This is a genomic window from Levilactobacillus bambusae (assembly GCF_003124125.1).
Classification (GTDB): domain Bacteria; phylum Bacillota; class Bacilli; order Lactobacillales; family Lactobacillaceae; genus Levilactobacillus; species Levilactobacillus bambusae.
Genome location: NZ_QCXQ01000002.1, coordinates 713,024 through 739,332, shown reverse-complemented (window position 1 = coordinate 739,332; position 26,309 = coordinate 713,024). Strand labels below are relative to the sequence as shown.

Annotated in this window: 23 protein-coding genes and 1 riboswitch; of the genes, 7 read left to right on the top strand and 16 right to left on the bottom strand. The window is 48.6% G+C overall.

Annotation, left to right across the window (positions count from 1 at the left end):
- Window positions 1-33: 33 nt before the first annotated feature.
- The gene (locus DCM90_RS06360) at window positions 34-531 is read left to right on the top strand and encodes a GNAT family N-acetyltransferase (protein WP_225365995.1); all 498 of its coding nucleotides are present in this window, start codon (window positions 34-36) and stop codon (window positions 529-531) included.
- Between the two features lie 84 nt (window positions 532-615).
- Here DCM90_RS06360 and DCM90_RS06355 read toward each other — a convergent pair whose 3' ends face one another.
- From DCM90_RS06355 to lepB, 7 genes are all read right to left on the bottom strand, one after another.
- The gene (locus tag DCM90_RS06355) at window positions 616-1,422 is read right to left on the bottom strand and encodes a DNA/RNA non-specific endonuclease (RefSeq protein ID WP_109250488.1); all 807 of its coding nucleotides are present in this window, start codon (window positions 1,420-1,422) and stop codon (window positions 616-618) included.
- 183 nt (window positions 1,423-1,605) lie between these two features.
- Window positions 1,606-2,925 (bottom strand): C1 family peptidase, encoded by a 1,320-nt coding sequence (locus DCM90_RS06350; protein ID WP_109250487.1) that lies wholly within the window; start codon window positions 2,923-2,925, stop codon window positions 1,606-1,608.
- A gap of 372 nt (window positions 2,926-3,297) precedes the next feature.
- Window positions 3,298-4,584: a phosphopyruvate hydratase gene (eno, locus tag DCM90_RS06345; RefSeq protein ID WP_109250486.1), complete on the bottom strand. Its 1,287-nt coding sequence runs from the start codon at window positions 4,582-4,584 to the stop codon at window positions 3,298-3,300.
- 49 nt (window positions 4,585-4,633) lie between these two features.
- A riboswitch (Fluoride riboswitch) is annotated at window positions 4,634-4,694 on the bottom strand.
- A gap of 125 nt (window positions 4,695-4,819) precedes the next feature.
- Entirely contained in the window at window positions 4,820-5,464 is a 645-nt protein-coding gene (locus DCM90_RS06340) for a TetR/AcrR family transcriptional regulator (RefSeq protein ID WP_109250485.1), read from the bottom strand.
- Window position 5,465: 1 nt separating this feature from the next.
- Window positions 5,466-6,647, bottom strand: coding sequence for an ABC transporter permease (locus DCM90_RS06335; protein ID WP_109250484.1), 1,182 nt, complete (start codon window positions 6,645-6,647; stop codon window positions 5,466-5,468).
- Window positions 6,625-7,365 (bottom strand): ABC transporter ATP-binding protein, encoded by a 741-nt coding sequence (locus DCM90_RS06330; protein WP_109250483.1) that lies wholly within the window; start codon window positions 7,363-7,365, stop codon window positions 6,625-6,627. The genes DCM90_RS06335 and DCM90_RS06330 overlap by 23 nt, the downstream gene beginning before the upstream one ends.
- A gap of 143 nt (window positions 7,366-7,508) precedes the next feature.
- A complete protein-coding gene (gene lepB, locus DCM90_RS06325; RefSeq protein WP_109250482.1) occupies window positions 7,509-8,096 on the bottom strand; it encodes a signal peptidase I in 588 nt (195 codons plus the stop codon).
- 234 nt (window positions 8,097-8,330) lie between these two features.
- On the opposite strand from lepB, the gene DCM90_RS06320 reads away from it, so the two are divergent.
- Window positions 8,331-9,524, top strand: coding sequence for a multidrug effflux MFS transporter (locus DCM90_RS06320; protein WP_109250481.1), 1,194 nt, complete (start codon window positions 8,331-8,333; stop codon window positions 9,522-9,524).
- A gap of 504 nt (window positions 9,525-10,028) precedes the next feature.
- Here the strand turns inward: DCM90_RS06320 and DCM90_RS06315 are convergent.
- From DCM90_RS06315 to rpmH, 9 genes are all read right to left on the bottom strand, one after another.
- Entirely contained in the window at window positions 10,029-10,925 is an 897-nt protein-coding gene (locus DCM90_RS06315) for an alpha/beta hydrolase (protein WP_109250480.1), read from the bottom strand.
- Between the two features lie 106 nt (window positions 10,926-11,031).
- Window positions 11,032-12,255 carry a hypothetical protein gene (locus DCM90_RS06310; RefSeq protein ID WP_109250479.1) on the bottom strand — a complete coding sequence of 408 codons (1,224 nt, stop codon included), beginning with the start codon at window positions 12,253-12,255 and terminating at the stop codon, window positions 11,032-11,034.
- 72 nt (window positions 12,256-12,327) lie between these two features.
- Entirely contained in the window at window positions 12,328-12,684 is a 357-nt protein-coding gene (locus DCM90_RS06305; RefSeq protein WP_109250478.1) for an iron-sulfur cluster biosynthesis family protein, read from the bottom strand.
- Window positions 12,685-12,899: 215 nt separating this feature from the next.
- Entirely contained in the window at window positions 12,900-14,825 is a 1,926-nt protein-coding gene (gene mnmG, locus DCM90_RS06300; RefSeq protein WP_109250477.1) for a tRNA uridine-5-carboxymethylaminomethyl(34) synthesis enzyme MnmG, read from the bottom strand.
- Between the two features lie 51 nt (window positions 14,826-14,876).
- Window positions 14,877-16,268, bottom strand: a complete 1,392-nt coding sequence (mnmE, locus tag DCM90_RS06295; RefSeq protein WP_109250476.1) for a tRNA uridine-5-carboxymethylaminomethyl(34) synthesis GTPase MnmE — start codon at window positions 16,266-16,268, stop codon at window positions 14,877-14,879.
- A 543-nt stretch (window positions 16,269-16,811) separates the two neighbouring features.
- Window positions 16,812-17,552 (bottom strand): RNA-binding cell elongation regulator Jag/EloR, encoded by a 741-nt coding sequence (gene jag, locus DCM90_RS06290; RefSeq protein ID WP_109250475.1) that lies wholly within the window; start codon window positions 17,550-17,552, stop codon window positions 16,812-16,814.
- Between the two features lie 206 nt (window positions 17,553-17,758).
- Window positions 17,759-18,595, bottom strand: a complete 837-nt coding sequence (locus DCM90_RS06285; RefSeq protein ID WP_109250474.1) for a YidC/Oxa1 family membrane protein insertase — start codon at window positions 18,593-18,595, stop codon at window positions 17,759-17,761.
- On the bottom strand, window positions 18,592-18,954 hold the full coding sequence (gene rnpA, locus DCM90_RS06280; protein ID WP_109250473.1) for a ribonuclease P protein component: 363 nt from the start codon (window positions 18,952-18,954) through the stop codon (window positions 18,592-18,594). Before rnpA ends, DCM90_RS06285 begins: the two co-directional genes overlap by 4 nt.
- A 178-nt stretch (window positions 18,955-19,132) precedes the next feature.
- Window positions 19,133-19,267: a 50S ribosomal protein L34 gene (gene rpmH, locus DCM90_RS06275; protein ID WP_109250472.1), complete on the bottom strand. Its 135-nt coding sequence runs from the start codon at window positions 19,265-19,267 to the stop codon at window positions 19,133-19,135.
- Window positions 19,268-19,747: 480 nt separating this feature from the next.
- Here rpmH and dnaA point away from each other — a divergent pair, with 480 nt between their 5' ends.
- The 5 genes from dnaA to gyrB all read left to right on the top strand — a co-directional run bounded on the left by dnaA (window position 19,748) and on the right by gyrB (window position 26,297).
- The gene (dnaA, locus tag DCM90_RS06270; protein ID WP_109250471.1) at window positions 19,748-21,091 is read left to right on the top strand and encodes a chromosomal replication initiator protein DnaA; all 1,344 of its coding nucleotides are present in this window, start codon (window positions 19,748-19,750) and stop codon (window positions 21,089-21,091) included.
- A 315-nt stretch (window positions 21,092-21,406) separates the two neighbouring features.
- Window positions 21,407-22,546, top strand: a complete 1,140-nt coding sequence (gene dnaN, locus DCM90_RS06265; protein WP_109250470.1) for a DNA polymerase III subunit beta — start codon at window positions 21,407-21,409, stop codon at window positions 22,544-22,546.
- Between the two features lie 429 nt (window positions 22,547-22,975).
- Window positions 22,976-23,203, top strand: coding sequence for a S4 domain-containing protein YaaA (yaaA, locus tag DCM90_RS06260; protein ID WP_109250469.1), 228 nt, complete (start codon window positions 22,976-22,978; stop codon window positions 23,201-23,203).
- Window positions 23,203-24,321: a DNA replication/repair protein RecF gene (gene recF, locus DCM90_RS06255; protein ID WP_109250468.1), complete on the top strand. Its 1,119-nt coding sequence runs from the start codon at window positions 23,203-23,205 to the stop codon at window positions 24,319-24,321. The genes yaaA and recF overlap by 1 nt, the downstream gene beginning before the upstream one ends.
- 41 nt (window positions 24,322-24,362) lie before the next feature.
- Entirely contained in the window at window positions 24,363-26,297 is a 1,935-nt protein-coding gene (gene gyrB, locus DCM90_RS06250; protein ID WP_109250555.1) for a DNA topoisomerase (ATP-hydrolyzing) subunit B, read from the top strand.
- Window positions 26,298-26,309: the final 12 nt, after the last annotated feature.

Here is a 26,309-nt window from a genome sequence, read left to right as displayed (position 1 = left end):
AATCCTCATAATGTGGGAAAGGACGTGATTGATTTGACCCTGCAGTTTCAAATTGCCACTCTGGCTGACTTGCCCGATATTGTGGCCATCTATAACGAATCCATTCCCAACCACCACATCACGGCGGACTTGGCCCCGGTTACCGTATCGGACCGCCAGAGCTGGTTTGACGCCCATTCCCCCGCCAAGTATCCACTGTGGGTCATCTATTCCGGCCCCCAGCTAGTGGGCTGGCTCAGCTTATCGCCGTACAGCGACCGGGCCGGTTACCGCCAAACCAGCGAAATTAGCCTCTATTTAACTTTGACCGCGCAAGGGCACCACTTTGGGCGGCAAAGCCTACAATTTGCGTTGGAGCAGGCACCTCAATTTGGCTTCACGGTCCTCATTTCCCGGGTTTTCGGGAGTAATCACGCTAGCCGGCACCTGTTTGAAACGGGTGGATTCGACCATTGGGGCCACCTCCCACGAATTGCCAATCAAGCAGGGGCCTGGGAGGACTTAGAGGTGTACGGAATTCAACTTCACTAAGAACCTATAATTGCCAACTAAAAGAGCATCCCCAACGTCGATCAACAATGGTCGACCTTAGGGATGCTCTCTTTAGTTGGTTGCTCATTCCTTTTGACTGTAACCCGTTTGATAGTTAATGGTAATTCCGGGTTGGACGTTAAAAATATAGATATTAAACTTAATATCACCCGTTTCAATGGATTGGGCCTGCATATGAACTCCCCGGGCCACCAATTCATCGTTTCGAAACACAGGCTCAACTTGGTAGCGCACGTGGTTATCCGTCTGCTTCAGGTAGGCCGCCACCTTTGATTCGTAGTTTTCCATGTCTGGCGCGTTCAGATCCCGGGTCCCCGTCATCAAATTTTTAACGTTATTATTCTGGCCCGTCAGTTGGTACCCAATGAGGTGGGAACGATTATAAAGGTACGTCCGTTTGCCGTTCACGGTGTATTCCTTATTATGCCACCCCGTCGGACTCACCACTAACGCCTCGCGCTTAGCCGTTGGCATGAGGTCCCTTTGCAACATCGCATTCGCCGCGGTAACCCGGTTGAGCCGGTCAAGGTTGCCGTACTTTTGCCACGCTCCGTTGCCTAGTGAAAGGTCCGCCTTAGTAAACGTGGGCTGGTTATGGTTCACCGCAACAATCTCTGTTCCCCGGTACGTTTCGGTTGCTAGCTGCTTGGCATCGACCGATTGTTTTGGTGCCGTCACTTGATTCGTTTGGTTGGTCTTCAGCTGGCCCGCTTGAACGACCTGTTTGACCAGCGCCGTTGCATTTTCGGCGGTGGGATGCTGAATGACACTGGGATCCTGAGCAATGGCTCCCCCTGCCACAATCGCTAAGAAGGTCAGGACGTACGTCCAAAAATGACCTCGCCGCCGTTTTTTTCGTCGTTTAACCATGGTTTGACTTCCCTCCGCAAAATACTAACCCATCTATTTTACCAGATTTGGCACGGAGAAACGGATCGAGAAACAATTCGGGCCGCTAACCAGATCTAATCGTAACGATTAGATCTGGTTAACGGCCCGAACGTTTCCCTAAGTGCTTGATAAAGTCCTTAGTTAGAATTCACCCTTCACCGACTACATCAACGGATCCCAGGCATCTAATGGTTGTGGGGTAGTGGTTAAGACGGCCTGTTGTTCTGGCGTGAGGTACTTTTTATGAACGACAACTTCGTAACCAAAGTCATCCATCCAGTCATCGGTCATCACAAAGTAGCCCTTATCACCGACCTTGGTTCCCCAACTGTTTTCTACCTTCCACCGCTGTGGTTGGTTATCGACTAGGTCGACCCCGGTTAAGGTCATCGCGTGGGTCACTTCGGCCTCGTGAGTTTCAAACCGTTCCGCTTTACTCATGGTCATCTCAACGTTAAATAGCTTAGCTTGTTGGTAGAGCTGACTATCCATGTAGCCCTTTTCGCGGCTCATTTCTTGCATGATGTCGTTTCCAAACCATACGGATTCGCCATCCTTCAATTGATCAATGGCCGTTTGCTTCAGCGTAGCCATATCCGTATTGAAAAACTCAATGCGTTTGCCGCCTAAAACATTATCCTGGCTCGGCAAGCTATAAAGCTTGTTAAACGGCTTATCCGGGGAATTTGTCACCACCACGTAGTCATCAAGATCAACGTCCCAGTACTTGTTGAAGAAGTCGAGTGGGGTTAACTGACGGTCCCGGTGAAGTTTGTGATCGTCATCCTTAAACTCCAAGTCAAACGTTGTCGGGGGCTCCCCAATGGAATAGACTGCCATCCGGTAAACTTCGGTCATCATTCCTTGGCGTTTAGTCGCAATCTCGGCGTCACTCGCACGGTCCGCTACCATTTGCCGTAGAATCAATGCGTCACGGCGCAACTTCCTATTTAAGGCCGCCGCAAATCCGGTGGTGTTATCCGTATTAAACGTTTCGGGCATGGCGTATGAGGGAACGACCCCGTACTTCTGGATCAGTGCCGCACACATGGCCCACTGACCGCCGTCATCATCGGGCATCCCCATATAAAAGCTGACTTCTCGGTCACTCAGTGGTTTGTCAGCCAAGTCGATGGTTCGTTGGTAAAACATGTTGGCCCGTTCCACCTTATCCCAGAAAAAGAGGTAACTCTGAGACAGCTCAAAGTCCTTCACGTTATTTTCCTTCGCAAACGTGTGCCGTAAGGTATTCAACGTTGAAAACAACCAGCACCGACCACTGTGTTTTTGGTTGGAAACCGTCCCGGTATCCAGTTCAACCGAAAAGGTCCGGTTTAACCGGGTTGCAGCCTTAGGGTCTTCCGAGGCCTTTAAAACCCCGTTCGTTTGAACCGCCCGCCCAATCACCTCAGCGGCTGGTTGAGTTGCTAGGTCCTGGTGAAACGCTTGGATATCCTGCTGCGTTAACGCTTTTTCACTCATACGCTCACTCCTCTAATCTCATTGAAATCTCATAATAATGTTCTTATCATAGCGCCTCCCCCCCATTTTCGCAATTGATTTCGTGGAGAAAGTGACGTTAGGGGAACCGGCTGGGGCAGCACCTAGTTTTATCAGGCTTCCCCAACCAGACCTCTCCGCCTAACAAAATAATCAGGATAATGCCACAGTTCAGGCATTATCCTGATTATTACGTTAGTGCTCAAGTTCTAACCGGTTGGGTCAGCACCTAGTCATATCGGGCTCTTCACCCCAGATTTCTCCGGTTAACAAAAATACACGCGCATAGCCCAAACCCAGGCTATACGCGTGTATTGACGTTAATCCTCAAAATCTAAACGGAATGATTCGCACCTAGTCCTTATCCACATCATTTGGGTACACCGAGATGCGGTCGCCGGCTTCTCCTAGTTCTTCTTCGATTCGGAGAAGTTGGTTGTACTTTTCAACCCGTTCGGAGCGGGCCATGGCACCGGACTTCATTTCGCCAGCGTTCGTTGCAACGGCGAAGTCGGAAATGAAGGTGTCGCCCGTTTCACCTGAACGGTGGGAAATCATGGTCTTGAAGTTATTCTTACGGGCAACCCGCATGGCTTCAAGGGTTTCAGTTACCGTTCCAATTTGGTTCAGCTTAATTAAGATGGCGTTACCAGCACCGTCCTTGACGGCCTTCCGGATGATTTCAGGGTTCGTTACCACTAAGTCATCGTCGACAATTTGAATCTTGCCGCCCATGCGTTTTGTAAACTTAACGAAACTATCCCAGTCGTCTTCGGAGAACGGATCTTCAATGGAAATGATGGCAGGGAATTCCTTAACCAGGTTTTCGTAGTAGTCAGCCATTTCCTTAGGCGTCTTTTCGCTGCCTTCGAAGTTATAGTTCCCGGTCTTTTCATCGTAAAATTCTGAGGAAGCGGGATCAATCGCAATGGCGATATCAACACCAGGCTTGTAGCCGGCTTCTTCGATCGCCTTGTAAAGCATCTTAACGGCGTCTTCAGTGGTCTTCAGGTTAGGCGCAAAACCACCTTCATCACCTAAACCGGTGTCGTAGCCAGCATCATGAAGAACTTTCTTCAGGGTGTGGTAGGTGTTGGCAATCATTTCAATTCCTTCACGAGTGGTGGTCCGCTTGATTGGGGTAATTAAGAATTCTTGCGTATCAATATCATTTTGAGCGTGAACCCCACCATTGATGACGTTGTGGAACGTTTGTGGGATTTCAAGGTCGGTGCCGCCTAAGTACCGGTACAATGGAACGCCCTGTTCATTAGCAGCAGCCCGGGCGGTCGCCATGGAAACACCTAAAATCGCGTTGGCCCCCAGACGACTCTTGTTTGGTGTGCCATCTAGTTTAATCATCGTGTTATCGATGTCGGCTTGGTTGAATGGATCCTTGCCATGTAGGGCATCGTTAATTTCAGTGTTCACATTGTCGACGGCCTTTAAAACTCCCTTGCCCTCTAAACGTGACCCACCGTCACGGAGTTCAACGGCTTCTTTCTCACCGGTTGAGGCACCTGATGGTACTTCGGCCCGGCCACGGACACCATCTGACAGAATAACGTCAACTTCGACAGTTGGGTTACCCCGGGAATCAAATACTTCGCGCGCTTTAACCTTATCAATGTAAACTGACATAACAAAAATCCCTCCTAGATATAGAAAAAGCGCCTACTCCACCCCTAAGGATCGAGTAGGCGTCATCAATTCTTTCGAATATTGCGGCGAACACCATCGCCGATTTAATTACAGCTTTATCCTACCATTATGAAATATTTCCGCAAGTGAGATGACCCACAAATTTAAATGGTCTAAGTTCCCTCGCTTTCACCGGATTCATTTAAACCGGTAAAATTGAAGGAATAGTTCTTTTTTACGGGGTTAGTCCCTTGACTAAAAACGCCACGGTCATCTTTTCCCGCTGGTCCTTCGTTAACTCCGAGGGTAATTCAATAAATTGGCGGCCCACAAATCCAATCAGCGTTGAGAGGGTAAACTGCAGAATTAAATCGGTTGGCCAGTCCACCACTTTCCCCTCAGCCTTTAACCGGTCTAACGTTTTGGTCAGGTCGGAAAAGACCTCCGTCTTACTTAACAGGCTGTTGATAAATTCCCGCCGTAAATCCGTGTTAAACAGCAGTTCGCCCGCTAACACCTTGACTTCCTTATAGTTGACATCCAGAAACTCCAAGCGGTCCCGCACTAAATTCTGAACGAACTCTTGGAGCGTCGTAATGGGTTTCCGGACGGTATTTTCATCGAATTCTGCCACCATATTAGGCATCACAGCCATCAACGGTGCTAGCACTGCCAGCAACAGCTCCCGCTTCGTTTTATAGTGCCGGTACACCGTACCCTCGGCTACCCCGGCCATGGCCGCAATATCAGCCGTACTCGTTTTTTCAAAGCCCTTCTCCGCAAACAGGGTGAGGCTAGCCTCCAAAATCTGTTTCTGTTTCGACGTCAGATCCCCTCTGCGGCTCATTTCCTGCTTAAAAAATTCTTGAATTGGTGTCACGTTAAACCCTCCGATACCGTCTTAATCCCACCGTATTTAACCCCGTCAAAATAATCACGAACAGCAGTAAGATTCCTAGTTCCGGCGCAACATCGCCAAACGTGAAGCCCTTCGTTGCCACGTCCGTTAAGGCCGCGCCCCCGTAGTATAAGGGGAAAACGTGGGCGAGAACCTGCAGCCACGTGGCCATTCCGCTAACGGGAACCAACCCCGAAAAGAACACCTGGGGGACCACCACCAGCGGAATGAACTGGATCATCTGAAACTCCGTGTTGGCAAACGTTGAAATAAAAATCCCCATGGATAGTGCCACTAAGGCGAGCACCAGGTTAATCAGGACGAGCAGCCAAAAGCTCCCCAAAATATGCACGTTAAAGACGTAGATGGAGAACGTACAGATGATCAGCGTTTGGACGATGGCAAACAGTCCGTAACCAATCATATAGCCGGTAATAATTTCACCCCGGCGAACGGGAGTCGCTAACAGCCGGGTGAGGGTGCCGGAGGTTCGCTCGTTTAACAGGGACATCCCTGAAATCAGGAAGACGAAGAAGAATACAAAGAACCCTAAGAGAATGGGCAAGAACTCCACGAAGAAGGTTGAATCCTGGCTACCATACAGATAGTGGCTGGTTACGTGGTAGCGGGTCGGCTGCTGGACCTTCGTCGGGGGCTGGTTAGTCGCCGATTGCTGCGAACTAGCGGGCGAACTAGCGGGCAAACTGGCCGTTAACTGGTTCAGCTGACTCTGCGTCTGTTTTAAAGCCGCTTGCTGGGCCTTGGTGACGGCCGTTAGGGCTTTAAATTGCAGCTTGGTCTGGCCCTGAATCAGCGACTGCCGAATTAAAGCCGCCTGACTTGGCTGACTGTTTTGGTAGGTCACCCTTAGTTTATCACCGTCCTGCGTAATAAAGCCCGCCAAATCATGGCGGCGAATTTCCGTTTTAGCGTTCGCGTGCCGACCGTACGTCTTGACCGTGAGATCGTCTGACTTAATGGCCTTCACTAGGTCGGCATCAACGTTTGACCGAATCCCGATGGTGGCCGTCGTCGTTTGGTTAGACTGAAATAAAACGTACATCAGCGAGAGCACGAGCAGCGGGGCCAAAAATAGCAGGGCGAGCGTTCGTTTATCCCGTACCATTTGGAGTAAGACCCGCTTAACGATTGCTTTGATTCTCATCTTGAAGCCTCCCCGCCTTTAAAAATACCTGTTCAATAGTTGCGACTCCGTACCGGTCCTTTAGTTCCTGCGGCGTTCCATGGGCCAAGTCAATCCCTTCCCGAATCAGCATGAGCTGGTCACATCGCTCAGCCTCATCCATCACATGGGTCGTGATTAGAATCGCCTTGCCCTGATCCTTCAGCCGCTTTAATTCGGCCCAAATCTGCTGCCGCAGTTCGGGATCAATTCCAACGGTGGGTTCATCTAAGATGAGCAGACCGGGATCCTGAATGAGTGCAATCGCCAGGGACAACCGGCGCTTCATCCCCCCAGAGTAGGCGACGACCTTCTTATTCAGATCGGCGGTCAAATTCACTAATTCCGTGGCGTACGCCATATTAGGCGCTAGTTGATCGTGCGGAACCCCCATCAATCGAGCAAAAAAGAGGAGGTTTTCCTTCGCCGTCAAATCCTGATACAGGGCGTCACTCTGTGCCATGTACCCAATTTCTGCCATGACGGGCCGGTTCGGCATCGTCTGCTCAAAAACCTGGGCGGTCCCGCCATCTAACTTTTCCATGCCTAAGATGGCCTTAACCAGCGTCGTTTTGCCCGCCCCGGAGGGTCCAATCAAACCTAAAATTTCACCCGGACTTAACTGCAAATCCACCTGATCCAAAACGGTTTTTGAGCCAAATCGCTTCGTAATTTTCTCAGCGTTAACCGTTAACGTCATTTCCATTCCTCCTTTAGTGAGTGTACACTCACTTTCGTTCAAAATGAGTGTACACTCATTCAAAGTAAAAAACAAGGCCGCTAACTAAATTCAGGTTCTTCCCGTTGAATCTAGTTAGCGGTCCGGATAATATGGCCGTTGTCCTACTTGAAATCATTGATATTGTCCCTAGCGGACTTGGTCGAAATCCAGAAGGGCACCTTAACGACCCCGATAATTTTATCCTGGGACACATATCCCCAATACCGGCTGTCGTTTGAAACACTTCGGTGATCGCCTAGAACAAATACCTTGCCCTTTGGGACCCGAGCCACCTGTTCTGACCGGGGCCATTCGTTAGTTTTGGCTAGGCTTGATAACGTCCAGTTGCCCGTTCCCTTCGTTCGTTCCGATTCACTTATGTAGGATTGCGAAACCCGTTTTTGGTTAACGTAGAGCTGACCATCCTTGCTGGCCACCGTATCACCAGGCAACCCAATCACCCGTTTGACATAGTCCGTCCCCGGAGCGGCATCGGGGTCCTCCCCGTAGGCATCGAATACAATCACACCCATGCGATTTACGGATAGCGGTTTAACAACCAGTACTCGCTCGTCATTTTTTAAATTGGGTGTCATTGATGGACCATCCACCCGGACCATCGCGAAGACGTAGTCCTTAATACCTAGTGCGATTAATAAACCAATGATGACCGGTATTACCCAGCTTGCTATCTCTCTTATGATTTTCATGAGTCGGCTCCTTGGTAAAAAAATCAATTCTCACCCTCTAATTTTACCATGTTCGCCTTAATTCCGCTGGCTGACAACTTAATTACCAGCTTTCCAGCCATTTTTTCAGTAAAACTGTTACACTAAGGTTAATCAACTTAAGTCCCGTTAAATAATAAGGAAGTGCACCCGGTGATTTGCGGGCGCACTTCCTTATTCACAATAGCGGACCGGGAATGAAAGGATTGACAATTTTTGGCCCATACAAACCGTTCACGGGCAACGTGGCTCACCCTGCTTTTAGGGACGATCAGCGCAACCGGCCCTCTCTCCATCGACCTTTACATGCCGGCTCTGCCGCAGATGACGACCCAGTTTCATACCAGCGCTTCACTCATGCAGCTTAGTATTACCGCCTGCTTAGTTGGCCTCGCGTTAGGCCAGGTTTTTTGGGGCCCGTTATCGGATCGGTACGGCCGAAAGAAGATGCTCTTAGCCGGCTTTGCCACGTTTGCCATCGCCTCGTTTCTCATTACCCTTTCCCATAGCATCGGCGTCTTAATCGCCCTCCGGTTTATTCAGGGGGCGGCTGGAGCGGCCGGCCAGGTTCTGTCGCGGGCGGTAACCTCGGACCTCTTTTCCGGCAACCAATTAACCCGGTTTTACGCCATGCTTAATGCGGTGAACGGCCTCTTCCCCATCATCGCCCCCCTCATTGGTGGCATGCTCATCGCCGTTGTGCCGTGGGAAGGTATCTTCTGGCTCTTAACCCTCATCGGGATTCTCATTACCCTGGCCGTCGCCATCGGGCTACCCGAAAGCTTACCGATGGACAAACGGTCAACGGGCAGCCTGCGGAGCTCCTTTGCCGCCATGGGAAAACTGTTAACGCATCCCCGGTTTGACGCCATGCTCCTCGTGACCGGGCTCATCTACGCCATTTTATTCTGCTACATTTCGGCGTCCTCCTTCGTCTTTCAACACGGTTTTGGCATGTCCGCCCAGGCCTTTAGCTGGTTATACGCCATGAACGGACTTGCCATGGCGCTCGGGAGTGCCATCCCTGCCCGGTTAGTGGGTCGCTTAGACAACCGGCGGCAGCTCATCTGGGTGCTGCGGCTGACCCTGCTTGCCACGGGCTGCTTAGTGCTGTCGCTGTTCTTCCCCCAACAGTTATGGTTAGTGGTATCCCTGCTCTTCATTATTTTATTATTGAACGGCGCCGGATTAACCCTCTCGGGATCCTTAATTCTCGAAAACGCAACGGCCAACGCCGGCAGCGTTTCAGCCCTCATCGGCCTTTCTCAGGATGGGTTAGGCGGCTTAGCCTCGCCGCTCGTCGGACTAGGCAAGCCGGGATCATACGCCTCGATGGCCATCTGGATGCTGATCTCGGCCGCATTAGCCCTCGGTTTAACCCATACCAGTGAATTAAAACCCACAGTCTAAGGCCCTAAACGTCGTAAGAACACTAAAATCAAACATTTATACCACCCCAAATAAGGATGATGACCAAGATCGATCTTGGTCATCATCCTTATTTGGGGTGGTTAGTCGGGGTGCAAGCCTCAAGATCTACCGAGGGTCTCCATACCCTTTAGTTAGGTTCCATCACTCAGATCTCTGCGGATAACCCAAGAAACAAATTATGCTAAAGCCCAGCATATTTTGTTTCTTACGTTAATCCTCAAGCTCTACCGAGTGACTCCACACCCTTTAGTTGGGTTCCACCGCTCAGATCTCTGCGTTTAACCAGGTCATCGAATAATGCCCAAGCCCAGCATTTTTCGATGACCCCGTTAATCCTCAAGATCTACCGAACGGTTCCACACCCTCAGTCGGGTTCCAAGCCTCAACTCTTTCCGGTTAACCCAAGCAGCAAATAATACTAAAGCCCAGTATTTTTTTCTGCTTACGTTAATCCTCGAGAGTTAGCGAGGCTTTCCACACCCTTCATTCCGTTGCCGTTTCAAAGCGCCGGAGGAAAGCTTCTTTTTGGTCGTAAACCACCGGTGTCAAAAAGTCGGCTGGGCCGTGGTGGGCACCTTCAAGCCAGTGCCATTCCACCTTTCGTTCACCTAGGACACTCACGAGTTCGCTCGCCAGGTTAACGCTTTGGATGTAGGGAACCACGGCATCCGCCGTACCCGCGTATAGGAGCACCGGCGGCATCTGTGGCGTTAACCAGTTAGCTGGGTTGGCCTTTGCCACGGCGGCCTTTGCGTTCGCTGGCTTCGTTTTTCCAAACATCATACCTTCAAACGAATCGGCCGCCCCGGTCTCCGGAAACTTCGGGGTGATCCCTAATGTTTCAAACTGGGGCCGCATCAGCCGGAAGTCATAGGGGCCGTACGAAGCAATCACCGCGTTGACCCGGCTGTCAACCGTCAAATTTCCGCCTAAGTCGTTTTGCATTTCAGAAACGGCATCCGTTGCTGCCACCATCATGGCTAACTGGGCCCCGGAGGATTCCCCCATTAAAAAGAAGTTGTCAGGATCAAGCTGCAGACCCTTGGCGTGGGCCCGGACGTACCGAATGGCCGCCTTAATTTCAAAAATTTGGGCCGGGTACCGGCGTTGCCACGACAGCGAATAATTTGGCGAAACCACCGCAAACCCACGTTCTAAAAGCCGAAGGGCCCCTTCCATTTTATGTGAACTCTTCTCCCCAAAGTAGAGGCCGCCCCCGTATATATCAATGATGGTCGGAAACGGGCCCGCCCCTTCGTTTGGCAAGTAAACGTCTAATTGGTGCCGGTCACCCTCGGCATAGGAAAGGTTTAATTGTTGCTGTTTCACAAACTGGGTTTGAGCCGCCACAAACGGGACTTCTCGGTCAATAAACTTCATGTTTTCCTCCTTGCTAGTTACGCACTCCCACCTGACAAAATAAGAAGCGGGCCCCGATTCAATTGTCTTGGCAATTAAAGGGACCGGCTTCTTACTGGTAGTTCATTTAATCCTGTGAGATTTTTTGGGCCCACATCGTTAGCGTACTTTCCATATTGTTCAGGACTTTTAGCCCCTGTTGGTAATCCTGCTCTGATCCAAGCATCCGAAACGATAGCGTGCAGCTGTCGTTAAACGAACTCATCGTCAGCCGGAAGTCCGGCATCGTTCGAAACGAATCGGTCAGGTAAACGCCCGCCACCGGAATCTGGTCAAACATAAACCGGTTAGCATCAACCTCCCCAAACGCCTCGAACGAAACGTGGCGCAGGGGTTGGTTTCTGGCAATCATCCGGCGCATCATATCCGGGGTCGCCCACCGGCTTAGTCGCTGCAAAGCCGGAATAACGTTAAGGTACTGCTGCTGATCAATCATGGTTTCAATCGTGTCATGAACCCGCTGTAAGATGGTATCAAAGGTATCGTAAATATGAATTTGAACGGAAACAAGCAGCTGTCCCGTTAAATTCGCAATTTGAACGGTCTGATCCGAAAAACGTGCGGGATTAAACTGCCGAAGATTCACGGGGAATGGTATTTGAAGCCTTTGCTTGCCCGTTAGGACGTTAATAGCCTTCGCATATGCAGCTAACACAACCTCTTCAACGCTAAAATCATGGGTTTGACTGGCCTGCTCAATCCGTTTAAAACTGCGCTGACCAATTGTAATTTTACCGTTATGGTAATGAACCCCGCCGGGAATCGGCTGCCAGTCCGAAGCAATCTCGGTTTCTTCCTGATCCACTTCAACGTGGGACCGCTTTTTCAGGCCGGCCAGAATCGATCGCACACTGCGATCGTTCCTGATGGTGGAAATATCATCCCCGTTATACGCCGCTGCAAGTAAGTAAAGGTAGTTCTTAAATCCCACGCCATCCGTCACGAGGTGGCTTATAAAAATCCGAAGAACATCCGCATCATCGTGATGAATCACTTGAACCTGGAGCTGCGGACCAGCTAACAGGTCAAGGGAGGCTCGCTCAGGGTCCTGAAAACTAGCGTATTCTTGTACAACCGTTAAGTCATCCCGCTTTGGGGTGTCAAACCGGTTTCGTTTCAAACTATACCCCCCGTAAATCTCTGGTACGACGCTCGCCGTTGCCGTGACCGCCGCCTTTAGCCGTGGGATATTTAAGCGGTGGGCCAAATGAACAACGGCCTCCATTAATGGATATCGGCCTTGAAAATCAAGCGTGCTTAAAATATCTAACGGTTCACCACGATAAATCATTGTGTCACCCCTTTAGAACTCGCTTTTTATTATTAATAACAACTAATTTAAATTATTAATTACAATTTAGTTTTATTTCTGTCCGGTTAAATCTTCAATCCCGATGCTGTCATCAATCATTTCACCATCAGCCTTTAATTGCAATGTGTTATACGTCGGCTGCAGGGAAAGCGTCATATTTTGACCCAACTGGCGAACGGAATAATCCTTAGCGTACCAGGTCCCCATATTCGTTTCAATCGGGGTATTATAATCTTCGAATGGCATATCATCCCGAATGATGACCAACATAAAATCCACCTCTAAAGCGACTAAGCCATGATGAGAATAGGGGCCTACGCCGTCATCTAAACTTAGTAGAACCCGCGTGTGGGGCCCTAAAAGCGGAGCTATTTTTTTTCGTGCTGAATCGGCAACCATTAAATTCATGGTGATCCCTCCAATCGACTACTGTGCTATGCTTATTATCGTAACCTCGAATCAAAGTTTCAATTAATCTGCCTTCATTTTAACGAAAAGTTTGGACCTTTATAAATCCGTAATGTTTCATATGAAACAACCAAAATAAAGCGGCTCGTCCTGGGAATCTCAACGTAGAGATCAACCGGGCGAACCGCTTTATTATTTGGAATAATTTATTTGGGTTACTGCGCTTGATCCGTCACCTTAGCAATTTGCCCGTGCTTAATGTACACACTTAAAATTGCCAGGTCGGCCGGATTAACCCCGCTAATTCGGCTCGCCTGAGCGACCGTTTCTGGGTTAATCTTCTGAAGTTTTTGACGGGCTTCGGTCGCTAATCCTTCAATGGCCAGATAATCGATATTGTCAGGGATTTTCTTAGCCTCCGCTTTTTTCAGCTTGGCAACTCCCTCTTCCGCCTTCTTGATGTAGCCGGCATACTTCATTTGAATCTCGATTTCTTCCGTCAGCCAATGATCCAACGGCGTCTCAGGTGCTGGAATAAAATCAAGGAGAACGTCGTATGTTACGTAAGGACGCCGTAGAAAATCAGCCGCCGTAAGACTATCCTTTAGCGGTTTGTCACCATGACTAACAATAAAATCATCAACGGCATCCCCTGGCTTTAGGCGAATCTGCTCTAGCCGGGTCATCTCAGCGGCAATCTGAGCCTTCTTGTCTAAGAACGCCTGGTAGCGACGATCATCAATCAGCCCAATTTCGTGCCCGATTTCAGTGAGGCGTAAATCGGCGTTATCGTGACGCAGAATTAACCGGTACTCCGCCCGGCTGGTTAACAACCGGTAGGGCTCGTTCGTTCCCTTAGTCACTAAGTCATCGACCATCACCCCAATGTAGGCGTCGCTCCGTTTTAACACGAGGGGGGCCTTACCTAGGGCGCGTAACCCAGCGTTAATGCCGGCTAGCAGTCCCTGACCGGCAGCTTCCTCGTACCCGGACGTTCCGTTCGTTTGGCCGGCGGTATACAGGTTCTTCACCAACTTGGTCTCCAGGGTTGGTCGCAATTGGTATGGTGCAACAACGTCGTATTCAATAGCGTACCCCGGCCGCATCATCCGAGCGTCTTCCAACCCCTTAATTGACCGGACCATCTTCTGCTGAACTTCCTCTGGCAGACTAGTGGAAAGTCCCTGAACGTACCATTCTTCCGTTGTCCGGCCCTCTGGCTCTAAGAATAGCTGGTGGCGCTTCTTATCAGCAAACCGAACGATCTTGTCCTCAATGGATGGGCAATACCGGGGACCAACCCCCTCAATCACACCCGTAAACATGGGGGCCCGATCTAAGTTTTCGCGGATAATATCATGCGTTTTCTCGTTGGTGTAGGTTAACCAGCAGGAAAGCTGGTTCTTAACGTCCAGGTAGTCCTCATCCTTCGTTTCATAACTAAAATGATGGACATCGGCATCCCCGGGCTGTTCCTCCGTTTCATCGTAGTGAATGGTCGTTCCATCCACCCGTGGCGGAGTTCCCGTCTTAAACCGTTCGAGCCTAAACCCGTACTTATCCTTTAAGTTCTTAGTGAGTTCGAGCGCGGGTTGTGAATTATTGGGGCCGCTTGAATACATCAGTTCACCAATAATAATCCGGCCTCGCGCCGCCGTTCCCGCTGCAATCACCACGGACTTAGCCGTATATACGGCTCCCGTATTCGTCACGATCCCCTTACACTCACCGTCTTCAACCACTAGATCATCCACGATCCCCTGACGCAGGGTCAAGTTCGGTTCCTTTTCCAGGGTGTGCTTCATTTCATTGTGGTAGGCATGCTTATCAGCTTGGGCTCTAAGTGCCCGAACTGCCGGACCCTTCCCGGTATTCAGCATCCGCATTTGAACGTACGTTTTATCAATGTTCTTGGCCATTTCGCCGCCAAGCGCATCGATTTCACGGACGACAATTCCCTTCGCCGGCCCACCGACCGACGGGTTACACGGCATAAACGCTACCATATCCAGGTTAATGGTAATGAGCATGGTTTTATTTCCCATGCGTGCGGCTGCAAGCGCGGCTTCGCTACCTGCATGTCCCGCCCCAACGACAATCACGTCAAAGTCGCCGGCCGCATATTGTACTACTTCTGGCATTAAACTAATCGTTCCTTTCGCTAATTCATCCGGTGTTTCACATGAAACATCCTATTTTCCTAAACAGAATTGGGAGAATAATTGATCAATTAATTCGTCTTGGTAGCTATCACCGGTTATTTCACCCAGCAGACTCCAAGTACGCGTCATATCAATTTGCACGAGGTCCACTGGCATTCCAGCCGCAATTCCAGACATCACATCATCCAGGGCATCATTAGCTTGGTGTAACAGCCCAATTTGCCGGGAATTCGTCACCATGACACTATTATTCCGGTCAATTCCTTCATTAAAGAACATGTTGGAAATCGTCGTTTCTAATTCATCTAGCCCTTGATCGGCCGTGACCGCCGTTTGGATGATCTTAGCATCCGGGACTAACTTAGTTAACTGGGCCATATCCAATTGGATGGGTAAATCCGTCTTATTCAGAATCACAATCCGTTGGCTGCCCTTAGTGGCTTCCAAAAGTTCTTGATCCTCAGCAGATAAAGGTTCGCTGGCGTTTAAAACCATTAAGATTAAATCCGCCGTTTGAATCGCTTTTTTAGCTCGGTCAACCCCGATTTTTTCAACCTTATCAGCCGTTTCCCGGATTCCTGCCGTATCAACCAGTTTAAGCGGAACGTTCTTAACGTTGACGTACTCTTCAATTGAGTCCCGTGTCGTTCCTGGAACATCCGTGACAATGGCTTTATCTTCGTGCAGCAAGTGGTTAAGCAGGCTTGATTTCCCCACGTTTGGCCGCCCAACAATGGCCGTCGCCAACCCATCGCGCAGAATCTTCCCCTCCTTGGCTGTCGCCAATAGTTGGGTGATTTGTCCCTTAACTTCCTGCGCCTTTTCCATCAATAACTTAGTGGTCATGACTTCGGCGTCATCATACTCCGGGTAATCAATGTTGACCTCCACCTGGGCCAGAACGTCCAGGATGTCCTGACGCAAGTTACGTATGAGGTGGGATAGGTTGCCATCCAGTTGGTTTAAAGCCACCTTCATGGACCGATCCGTTTTAGCCCGGATCAAATCCATAACGGATTCCGCCTGGGTTAAATCAAGGCGCCCGTTTAAAAACGCCCGCTTGGTAAATTCACCAGGTTCAGCCATTCGAGCCCCGTGACTTAAGGTCAGCTGTAAAATTCGGTTGGTGGAAAGCAGTCCACCATGACAGTTAATTTCAACAACGTCTTCACGTGTATAAGTATGCGGCGCCCGGTAAACGGAAACCATTACTTCATCGACCACTTCATTTTGATTGTCTGGATCAATAATGTGACCGTAGTTAATGGTGTTCGCAGCTACCTGCCGTAAGTCCTTACCACGAAACAGGGGTTCAACAACGTCAAACACCTCATCTCCGCTGACACGGATAATTGCAATTCCACCCTCACCAGGTGGCGTTGAAATTGCGGCAATGGTATCAAATTCAGTTGTCGTCGTCATATGAAAACCTCCTTGAAGTTTCAGATAATAGTAGTTAAACATTCCTGGCGTGTCTTAATAAGCAACAAAAAAAGCGCCCGCTCCACGCTACCTAAAAGACGCGGATAAAGCACTTTCACTACTTTATCTATTAAGATAAGAATGATTGGTTCTAATATAAAGGCAAACGAGTGTTTTGTCAATGGGAAGTGTGAGACTCCCCCACTTAGATTTTGAGGATTAACGGGATAAGAAGAGGTTGGTGCTCTTTGCCAATTTCTTCTTATCTGGTTAACCGCAGAAATCTGGGAAGGCGAGCACGTTATGGGAAGTGTGGTGTCAAGTGGTCAGACTTTGAGGACTAACGTGATGATGGAGAGAGGTTTGGTTCTCAGAACCTTTTTCCATCATCTTGTTAGCCGCAGAAGTCTACTTGACGGAGCACGTTATGGGATGTGTGAGACTCCCCCCACCTAAATTATTTCTACTAATAACGCCCACACAAAAAGCTAGCCGTCCAATTAACGCGACGACTAGCTTAATATACAACGGCTTAATGAAGAATTACCTTGGGGCAACAACAACGGAACGACGGGGTTCGCGGCCAGCTGAATAAGTGGTGACAAATTCATTTTCCGCTAGCGTGGCGTGAATCACCTTGCGCTCAAAGGATGGCATGGGATCTAAATAAACCGGCTTACCATCCGCAACTGCCCTTCGAGCCGTCCGGTCGGCTAGCTGTTCTAGGGTTTGTTCCCGTCGTTCGCGGTACCCCGCAATATCCAGTTCCACCGTAAAATGGGAAGCTCGATGGTGATTAAGGTACATTTGGGCCAACGTTTGTAGGGCGTTAATGGTCCGTCCGTGCTTGCCAATCAATAACCCCTCTTGCGGCGTTTGAATATCAACTTTAATGTGTCGATGAGTCGTTTGATCCGTGAGATCAACCGGAATCCCCAAGTGACTAATAATATCGGTTAAATATGCTGTGACCTCCGTCGCGGCTCCCGTAATTTTCGTAACTTGCTGGGTGGCCTCAGATAACGTCTGATCTGCTTCCTTCGGCGCCCCAGGTTGAGTGATAGTTTCAGGGGCTCGATCTGATGTCGTTAAAGCTGGTGCAACTTCTGACTGAGGAGCAGAAATCAAAGTTATCTCGACCTCAGCCGGCCGTTTGCCAAACCCCAAAAAGCCCCTCTTCGGTTCAGAAACGACCGTTATTTTAACGTTTTCCCTTTGGGTCGCAAAATCCGCTAGGCCTTTTTGTACTGCTGCCTCAACTGTTTCACCTTTAAACCGTGTCATTATCAATTCTCCTTTTGGGCCGTCCACGAGGACCCGCTGATTTTCTTCCTTAAGTATACCATTCCCTAGATAGACTGCCACTTTGCCTTTTTAGTTATTATCAATAATGATCATTGTTTCGTTTAAAAGTTATAACTAAAGATAATCAAAAAAAACGACATTTCCCAATGACTGTTTCGACAGTCATCAGAAAACGTCGTTCCTGGTTATTTCCGTTTGCTTCGCTTAGCTTTCCGAACGGCATTCCTAATTTCGCGTTGCCGGCGTTCCTCTTCCTGAGCTTTTTCGTCCCGGTCCCGTTGAATCTTCCAAGGGTTCTGAATCAATAACGTTTGGAAGGCTTGGAACACATTCGTTACCACCCAGTAAAGGGAGATAGCGGAAGGAACATTGAGGGCCGTAAAGAAGATCACGATTGGCATAAAGACGATCATCGTCGTGCTCATGGCGTTTGATTCTGGTTGTGACTTCATGGATAACCAAGAGGTCACGAACGTGAAGAACGCCGCCAAGATTGGCATGATGAAGTAAGGATCAGGTTGTCCCAAGTTCATCCATAAGAACGAACCTGTTCTCAACACATGTGTCCGGGAAATAGCTTGATACAAGGCCCAAATAATGGGAAGCTGAACAACTAATGGCAGACATCCAGCTAAGGGATGCACCCCTGACTCGGAGTAGAGCTTCTGCTGTTCTTCTTGTAATTTTGCCATCGTTTCACGGTCACGAGATGAATACTTTTTCTGTAACGCCTTTAACTGCGGCTGAATTTCCTGCGTCTTTTGCATGCTGCGCGTTTGGAAAATCATCAGTGGCAACAGAAGGATCTTCACAATCACCGTGAAGACGATAATTCCCATTCCATATGACCCGCCAAAGAGATCTGCTAACCAGATGATGGCCCGGGAGAAGTTCAGGACAATTAATCCGTCCCATAATCCAGAGCTATGGTTCGTAATTGGCGTGGTTCCACAGGCCGCTAGCAGGAAGGCTAAACTAGAAATCGCAAGCATTGCTCGCGTTTTTTTGTTTTTCGTTTTCACTTTTCTTCCTCACTGTAGTTAGGATCTAACAAATGTGCCAGCTTAAGCACGTGGATCAGATTTTGTTTGGCATCCGCCATTGATATGCCATCGGCCCGCTTACGAGCGATGACCAGAAAATCAACGTCCGGCTTGATGTAGGGTTTTAACTCTAACAAAGACTGCCGAATCCGGCGTTTAACCCAGTTTCGGTGGACAGCGTTACCAATTTTCTTACCAACGGAGATTCCGACCCGAAAATGCGGCTGGCCCGGCTTTTCCATCGTATAAACCACAAACATCCGGTTAGCTACCGAATTCTTGAGGTTAAATACCGCCTGGAATTCCGACTCTTTCTTTATCCGGTAAGATTTTCGCATGGTACATCTCCAACATAGAAAAACTTCTATTATTTACATTAACATGTACGATGCCGGGCAAATTCCTTATAAACAAGAAATCCGCCCGGCTTAACTGAATGATCAGTTATAGTCCGAGCGGCATTAGAGTTCCAGTACCGTCCCAGATAAAATAAAAAGACCACTGACGGTCAGTGGCCTATGCAGACAAAACTTTGCGTCCTTTGCGACGACGACGTGCTAAGACACTACGACCATTGCTGGTGCTCATCCGCTTACGGAAGCCGTGTACACGTGAACGGTGACGCTTCTTTGGTTGGAAAGTCCGTTTCATTATTGAAACACCTCCTTATTCTTTTTTCTAAACAAATGAATCTCTCACGAAATGCATTTCTAGAATATAGTATCACAAAACTTACTCCCTGAAAACCTGAAATTAAAGCTTAACGGAAAAAAACTTGTGGGTAAAAATTTGTTTCATGAACAATGCTTGTGGAAAACTCGAAATTCTTTCAAACGTAAATCACAGGTAACCCACAGAGTTATCCACCATTCCACACCCCGTTAACAATTTTTTAAACAGCTTTCATTTTTTTGTGGAAAACATGTTGATCGATTGGTACGTCAACGATACTTATTCACATGTTACTGGGCATAACTTCTTTTTCGTCTCTAGTTATCCACATGTAAATTTCGCTTGTGGATAACTTGTGCACTCCCTGTGAAACATTAGTCACAGTCTAAAAATGCCTGTGGAAAACTTTTTTTTCGCATGATACACTGAACTTACATTTCAAATTAGGGGGATTCATCAGTGCTCGATATGGAAACATTGTGGGCCGAGGTTGCTGAGCAGTTTAAAAAGCGCAGTGCGCCAACTGCCTACGAAACCTGGGTCAATACTGCCAAGCCAGTTGCACTTGATGGAAATCAACTGACGATTGAACTACCGTCAGCCCTGCATCGTGATTACTGGAAGTCAAATAAGATGGACCAGCAATTGGTAGAATATGCATACCAAGCCACTCACGAAGACATTCAGCCGGTTTTAGTTCTCGAAGAAGAGTTAAAGCGGCCTGTTGCTAAAGCGCCAGCCTCGACTACAGCTAACAGCGACACGCCAACTTTCCGTAAGGATATTCAGCTGAATTCAAAGTATACGTTTGACACGTTTGTTATTGGTAAGGGGAATCAGATGGCCCACGCAGCGGCGTTGGTTGTCTCCGAGGAACCCGGCGCCATGTACAATCCGCTTTTGCTTTATGGAGGCGTCGGACTGGGGAAAACCCACTTGATGCACGCGATTGGCAACAAAATGATCGATGATAATCCAAGCACTAAAGTAAAGTACGTGACAAGCGAAGCCTTCACAAATGACTTTATTAATGCAATTCAAACCCACTCGCAGGAAGAATTTCGTCAAGAATACCGCAACGTCGACCTTTTACTGGTTGATGATATTCAATTTTTTGCTGATAAAGAGGGTACCCAAGAAGAATTTTTCCATACCTTCAATTCATTGTATAACGACAACAAGCAGATCGTATTAACGTCTGACCGGTTGCCAAACGAAATTCCTAAGCTGCAGGACCGGCTCGTTTCCCGGTTCGCATGGGGCTTATCCGTTGATATTACCCCACCCGACTTAGAAACCCGGATTGCCATTCTGCGTAACAAGGCCAATGCTGACCGAATTGACATCCCTGATGACACACTCAGTTACATTGCGGGCCAAATTGATTCCAACGTGCGTGAACTCGAGGGGGCATTAGCCCGGGTTCAGGCCTATTCCCGCCTTAAAAGCGCCCCAATTACAACGGATCTAGTCGCGGACGCCCTTCAAAGTCTCAACCTGACGGATAAAGTGACTCAACTGACGATTCCCGTCATTATGACTAAGGTCGCCAATTACTACCACGTTTCCGTTGCGGACCTGAAGGGTAAAAAACGGGTCAAAACCATCGTTATGCCCCGGCAAATTGCGATGTACTTATCCCGAGAACTAACCGATTCATCCCTGCCTAAAATCGGCAACGAGTTTGGCGGAAAGGACCATACAACGGTTATTCACGCGTACGATAAAATTGCCGACCAGCTAAAATCCGACGATGCGTTGCAAAAAGAAATTGGCGATTTAAAGAGTGAATTACAGCATTAATTAACTCGGGTACCGCCCTTTCTTACCCCGAAGCAGCCAAAATAACCATTTTGATCAGAAAAAAGTGGTTTGGCTGCTCTTTTTGGGTTTAATTTACCCGAATTTGAAGTAAAATTGAGGCGGCGAGAAATAAGGTGGTGTGGATAAAGGTGCGTAACTCAAAAAGTTATCCACAAGTTATCCACACCTTGCAACCCCATATGTGACGTTAATCAACCATAGTTATCCACATTATCCACCGCCCTACTACTGCTTCTATCTTTTAATTACTTAAATTAAATAACCTAACCTGTCATAAAGGAGTGTTCCTTCGTCATGAAGTTTTCCATTAACCGAGCCTCATTTGTTAAAGAGCTTAATAACGTGTCGCGTGCTATTTCGTCTAAGACGACCATCCCGATTTTAACGGGGTTAAAGATTGTTGCTGCTGAAAATGGCCTTACCTTAACGGGGTCCAACGCTGACATTTCTATCGAAACGTTAATTCATACGGATGATGCCGATAACCAGTTAGACATTGAAGATACGGGGGCCATTGTGCTCCCCGCCCGGTTTTTCAGTGAAATTGTCAAACGATTACCTACGGATACCATGACCCTAAACGTTGTGGATGGGTTTCAAACTGAAATTACTTCGGGGACGGCATCCTTTACCATCAATGGACTAGATGCCAATAACTACCCTCACCTACCAGAAATTGATACCACGGATTCCATCACCCTGTCTGGCGATGTCTTTAAAGAAATTATTCGCCAAACGGTCATTGCCGTTTCCACCCAGGAAAGCCGACCAATCTTAACCGGAGTCCACTTTATACTGGACGGCGATCAGTTCATGGCCGTAGCGACGGATAGTCACCGACTGAGCCAACGCAAAGTGGCCCTGCCCGCCCCAACCAGTGAAACGTATGACGTCATTATTCCCGGTAAGAGTCTGACCGAACTTTCAAAGATGATCGGTGAAGACAATCCGGACGTTGAAATGCGGCTTTCGGAAAACCAGGTACTCTTTTTACTGGGCGACCTGTCCTTTTACTCCCGGTTACTGGAGGGAAATTACCCGGATACGTCCCGGTTAATTCCAAAGGACGGCGATACGACGGTTGATTTCAATGCACCGGAACTTTTAGCCGCCATTGAACGGGCCTCCCTGTTATCCCACGAATCCCGGAACAACGTGGTGAAACTAACGTTGAAACCATCGGATGGTGCGGTGACCATCTTCGGAAATTCACCAGACGTTGGGAACGTGGAAGAGGAGTTGGAATCTCAGAACCTTACTGGGAACGACCTAGAAATTTCCTTCAACCCTGATTACATGAAGGACGCCCTGCGTTCCTTTGGTCAAACGGAAATTAAGGTCTCGTTTACCTCTGCTCTTCGGCCCTTTACCCTAGTGCCAACCGAGGATACCGAGAACTTTATTCAGTTGATTACGCCCGTTCGGACATTCTAATTTCACAAACTAAATTTAATGTAATCAAAATCAAGCGGGTCCCCTCTGGGACCCGCTTTTTTATGTATACCAATTTTTGAAACCGGCAAAGTTTGTGAAGCTAAACTTGCCGATTTTGCTCGTTTTATCGAGTTTGTGAAAATAACTGTTATGATGCCTGAAACAAGCGGAACTACGCTTGTGAAACTGAACTTTATAATTGGTCTACCCTGGCTGTTTACCCCATTCTTGGCAGGGGCACGGGGGAGCAGCTTAAATTTAAGCTAAAAACGGGGTAAAAGGGGCTAATTTTCCGTTTGAGCTCGTTTTTGGGCAAAACGATAAATTTATCAAAAAATTGTTTAAGGGCTATAAGTGCTTAAAATTGCGATATCCATGTACTTTTTCATAAAAAAAGCTTATAATATAAGAAAAAAGAGGGGTGAAATCATGAAAAATGAGGTTTTCATCGACACGCCCTACATCACGTTAGGTCAATTGCTTAAAGAAGAATCCGTAGTCAGTACGGGCGGCCAAGCGAAATGGTATTTGAGGGAACACGTTGTTAACGTAAACTCAGAACCTGATGATCGCCGCGGTCGGAAGCTGTATCCTGGCGATACAGTCGACGTACCAGACGTCGGATTATTTTTTATACGCTCAAAGCAGGGTGAATAATGTATTTGCAGGAGTTGCAGTTACATGATTTTCGAAATTACGATGACGTTGACGTTCAGTTTGGTCGCGGAGTAAATGTTTTACTGGGTGAGAATGCCCAGGGAAAAACCAACCTCCTCGAAGCCATTTACGTTTTAGCGTTGACGCGAAGTCATCGGACCCATAATGATCATGATTTGATTAACTGGGAAGCTAAGACAGCTCAAGTCCGTGGCAAAATCGTCAAGGTAACGGGGACGACACCGATTGAGCTGGATTTTTCTGCCCGGGGAAAAAAGGCGAAGATCAATCACTTAGAGCAGGCAAGGCTTTCACAGTATGTGGGACAGTTCAACGTTATTTTGTTTGCCCCGGAGGATCTATCCCTCGTAAAGGGGGCGCCTGCAATTCGGCGCCGGTTTGTGGATATGGAGTTTGGCCAAATGAGCAGCCGGTACCTCTACAACCTGGCCCAGTACCGGGACGTTTTAAAGCAGCGGAATCGTTATTTGCGTTTGTTACAGCACCACAGAGCTAAGGATTTGGTTTATTTAGGCGTCCTGTCGGATCAGCTAGCGGCATACGGCGCCGAAGTCGTTTTTCAACGGCTAGATATGCTGAAAAAGCTTGAGAAGTGGGCCCAGAAGCTGCACTTTGAGATTTCACAGGAGCGTGAACAGCTTAGTTTTAAGTACGATACCAAAATTCCCGTGGATCAGTTAACCAATACGGAGACGATTTACGCTGCGCTCCAAAAGCTCTACGCGGACAACCAGGATAAGGAAATTGAACGGGGAACGACGCTGTTTGGAGCTCACCGTGATGACCTTCAATTTTTCGTAAACGGTAAAAACGTGCAGACGTTTGGTTCGCAGGGTCAACAGCGGACGACCGCATTAAGCGTGAAGCTGGCGGAAATTGATCTGATGAAGGAAGAAACGGGGGAGTATCCGGTACTCTTACTGGATGACGTGCTGTCCGAGCTGGATGATGCACGTCAAACCCACTTATTAACGGCAATCCAGGATAAGGTGCAGACGTTTTTAACCACGACGAGCCTGAGTGGCATTGCCCGTAAACTGGTCCATGACCCCACGATTTTTAATATTGACGGGGGACAGTTAACACCTGAAAAGTAAGTTTGGCACTGTAAGGAGGAAAAATATTGGCTGAAGACAAGATGGAAGAAACCAAGGCTGAGCGGGCAGCGGAATACGATGCCAGCCAGATTCAAGTTTTGGAAGGCCTAGAAGCCGTTCGTAAACGGCCGGGGATGTACATTGGAACAACGAGTTCCCAAGGCCTTCACCACTTGGTTTGGGAAATCGTGGATAACGGGATTGATGAAGCGTTGGCCGGGTTTGCCGACGAAATTCACGTCATCGTTGAAAAGGATAATAGTATTACCGTGACCGATGATGGTCGGGGAATCCCAGTCGGTACTCAGAAAAAGACCGGGAAGTCGGCGCTAGAAACGGTTTATACCGTCCTGCATGCGGGCGGTAAGTTTGGCGGCGGCGGATACAAGGTTTCTGGGGGCCTCCACGGGGTCGGAGCGTCCGTTGTGAACGCTCTTTCGGAAGAACTGGACGTTTCAGTTACCCGGGGCGGCAAAACGTATTACATGGACTTTGAACGCGGTCACGTGAAGACGGGCATGAAGGTTATTGATGAGAATGCCCCTGAAACCGAGCACGGAACGAAGGTTCACTTTAAGCCAGATTCTGATATTTTCCTTGAAACCACCACTTACGACATTAAGGTGTTAACGAACCGGATTCGGGAACTTGCCTTCTTGAACAAGGGACTGCGGATTACGATCCGGGATAACCGTCCGGAGGAACCAACGGAAGAGGACTTCTTGTACGAAGGCGGAATTCGGCATTACGTTGAGTACCTCGATAAAGACAAGGAAACGTTGTTTGAACCCCCAATTTACGTTGAGGGGCAAGAAAGTGACATCACGGTTGAAGTGTCCCTGCAGTACACGTCCGGCTACCAGAGCCACATGCTGACGTTTGCTAATAACATTCACACCTACGAAGGTGGAACCCACGAAGAAGGGTTTAAACGGGCGCTTACTCGGGTCATTAACGATTATGCCCGGCAGATTGGGGCCATGAAGGATAAGGACCCTAACTTGAGCGGGGATGACGTTCGGGAAGGAATGACCGCCGTCATTTCCATTAAGCACCCGGACCCCCAATTTGAGGGCCAAACGAAGACGAAGTTAGGCAATTCTGACGCTCGGACCGCTGTTGACCGGATTTTCTCCGAGCACTTTAAGAAGTTTCTGCTCGAACACCCGGATGTCGGAAAGGACATCATTGAAAAGGGCCAGTTGGCTTCCAAGGCGCGGGTAGCAGCTAAGCGGGCGCGTGAAGTTACCCGGAAGAAGAGCGGGTTGGAAATTAGCAACCTGCCCGGTAAGTTAGCCGATAATACGTCAAAGGATCCCGCCGTTTCAGAACTGTTTATCGTCGAGGGGGATTCCGCCGGCGGATCCGCAAAACAGGGTCGGTCGCGATTGACCCAGGCGATCCTACCCATTCGGGGGAAGATCTTAAACGTCGAAAAGGCGTCAATGGATCGGATCTTAGCCAACGAAGAAATTCGGTCGTTATTTACGGCGATGGGAACCGGGTTTGGCAAGGACTTCGATGCTGAAAAGGCAAATTACCATAAATTAATTATCATGACCGATGCCGATGTTGATGGTGCCCACATTCGGACGCTGCTCTTGACGCTCATTTACCGTTATATGCGGCCACTCTTAGAAGCGGGATTTGTTTACATTGCTCAGCCACCGCTATACCGGGTTCGGCAGGGTAAAATGCAAAAGTATGTCGATAGTGACGAAGAGTTAAGCGAACTGCTGGGTCAGCTGCCACCAACTCCTAAGCCCCAAATTCAACGGTACAAGGGGTTAGGTGAAATGGATGCCGAACAGCTGTGGGAAACCACGATGGATCCGGAAACCCGGCGGCTATTGCGGGTTGATCCCCGCGACGCTGAGGATGCGGACGACGTTTTCCAAATGCTGATGGGTGATAAAGTGGCGCCACGGCGTCAATTCATCGAAGACAACGCACGGTTTGCGGATCTCGATGTTTAAAGCTTGGAATTG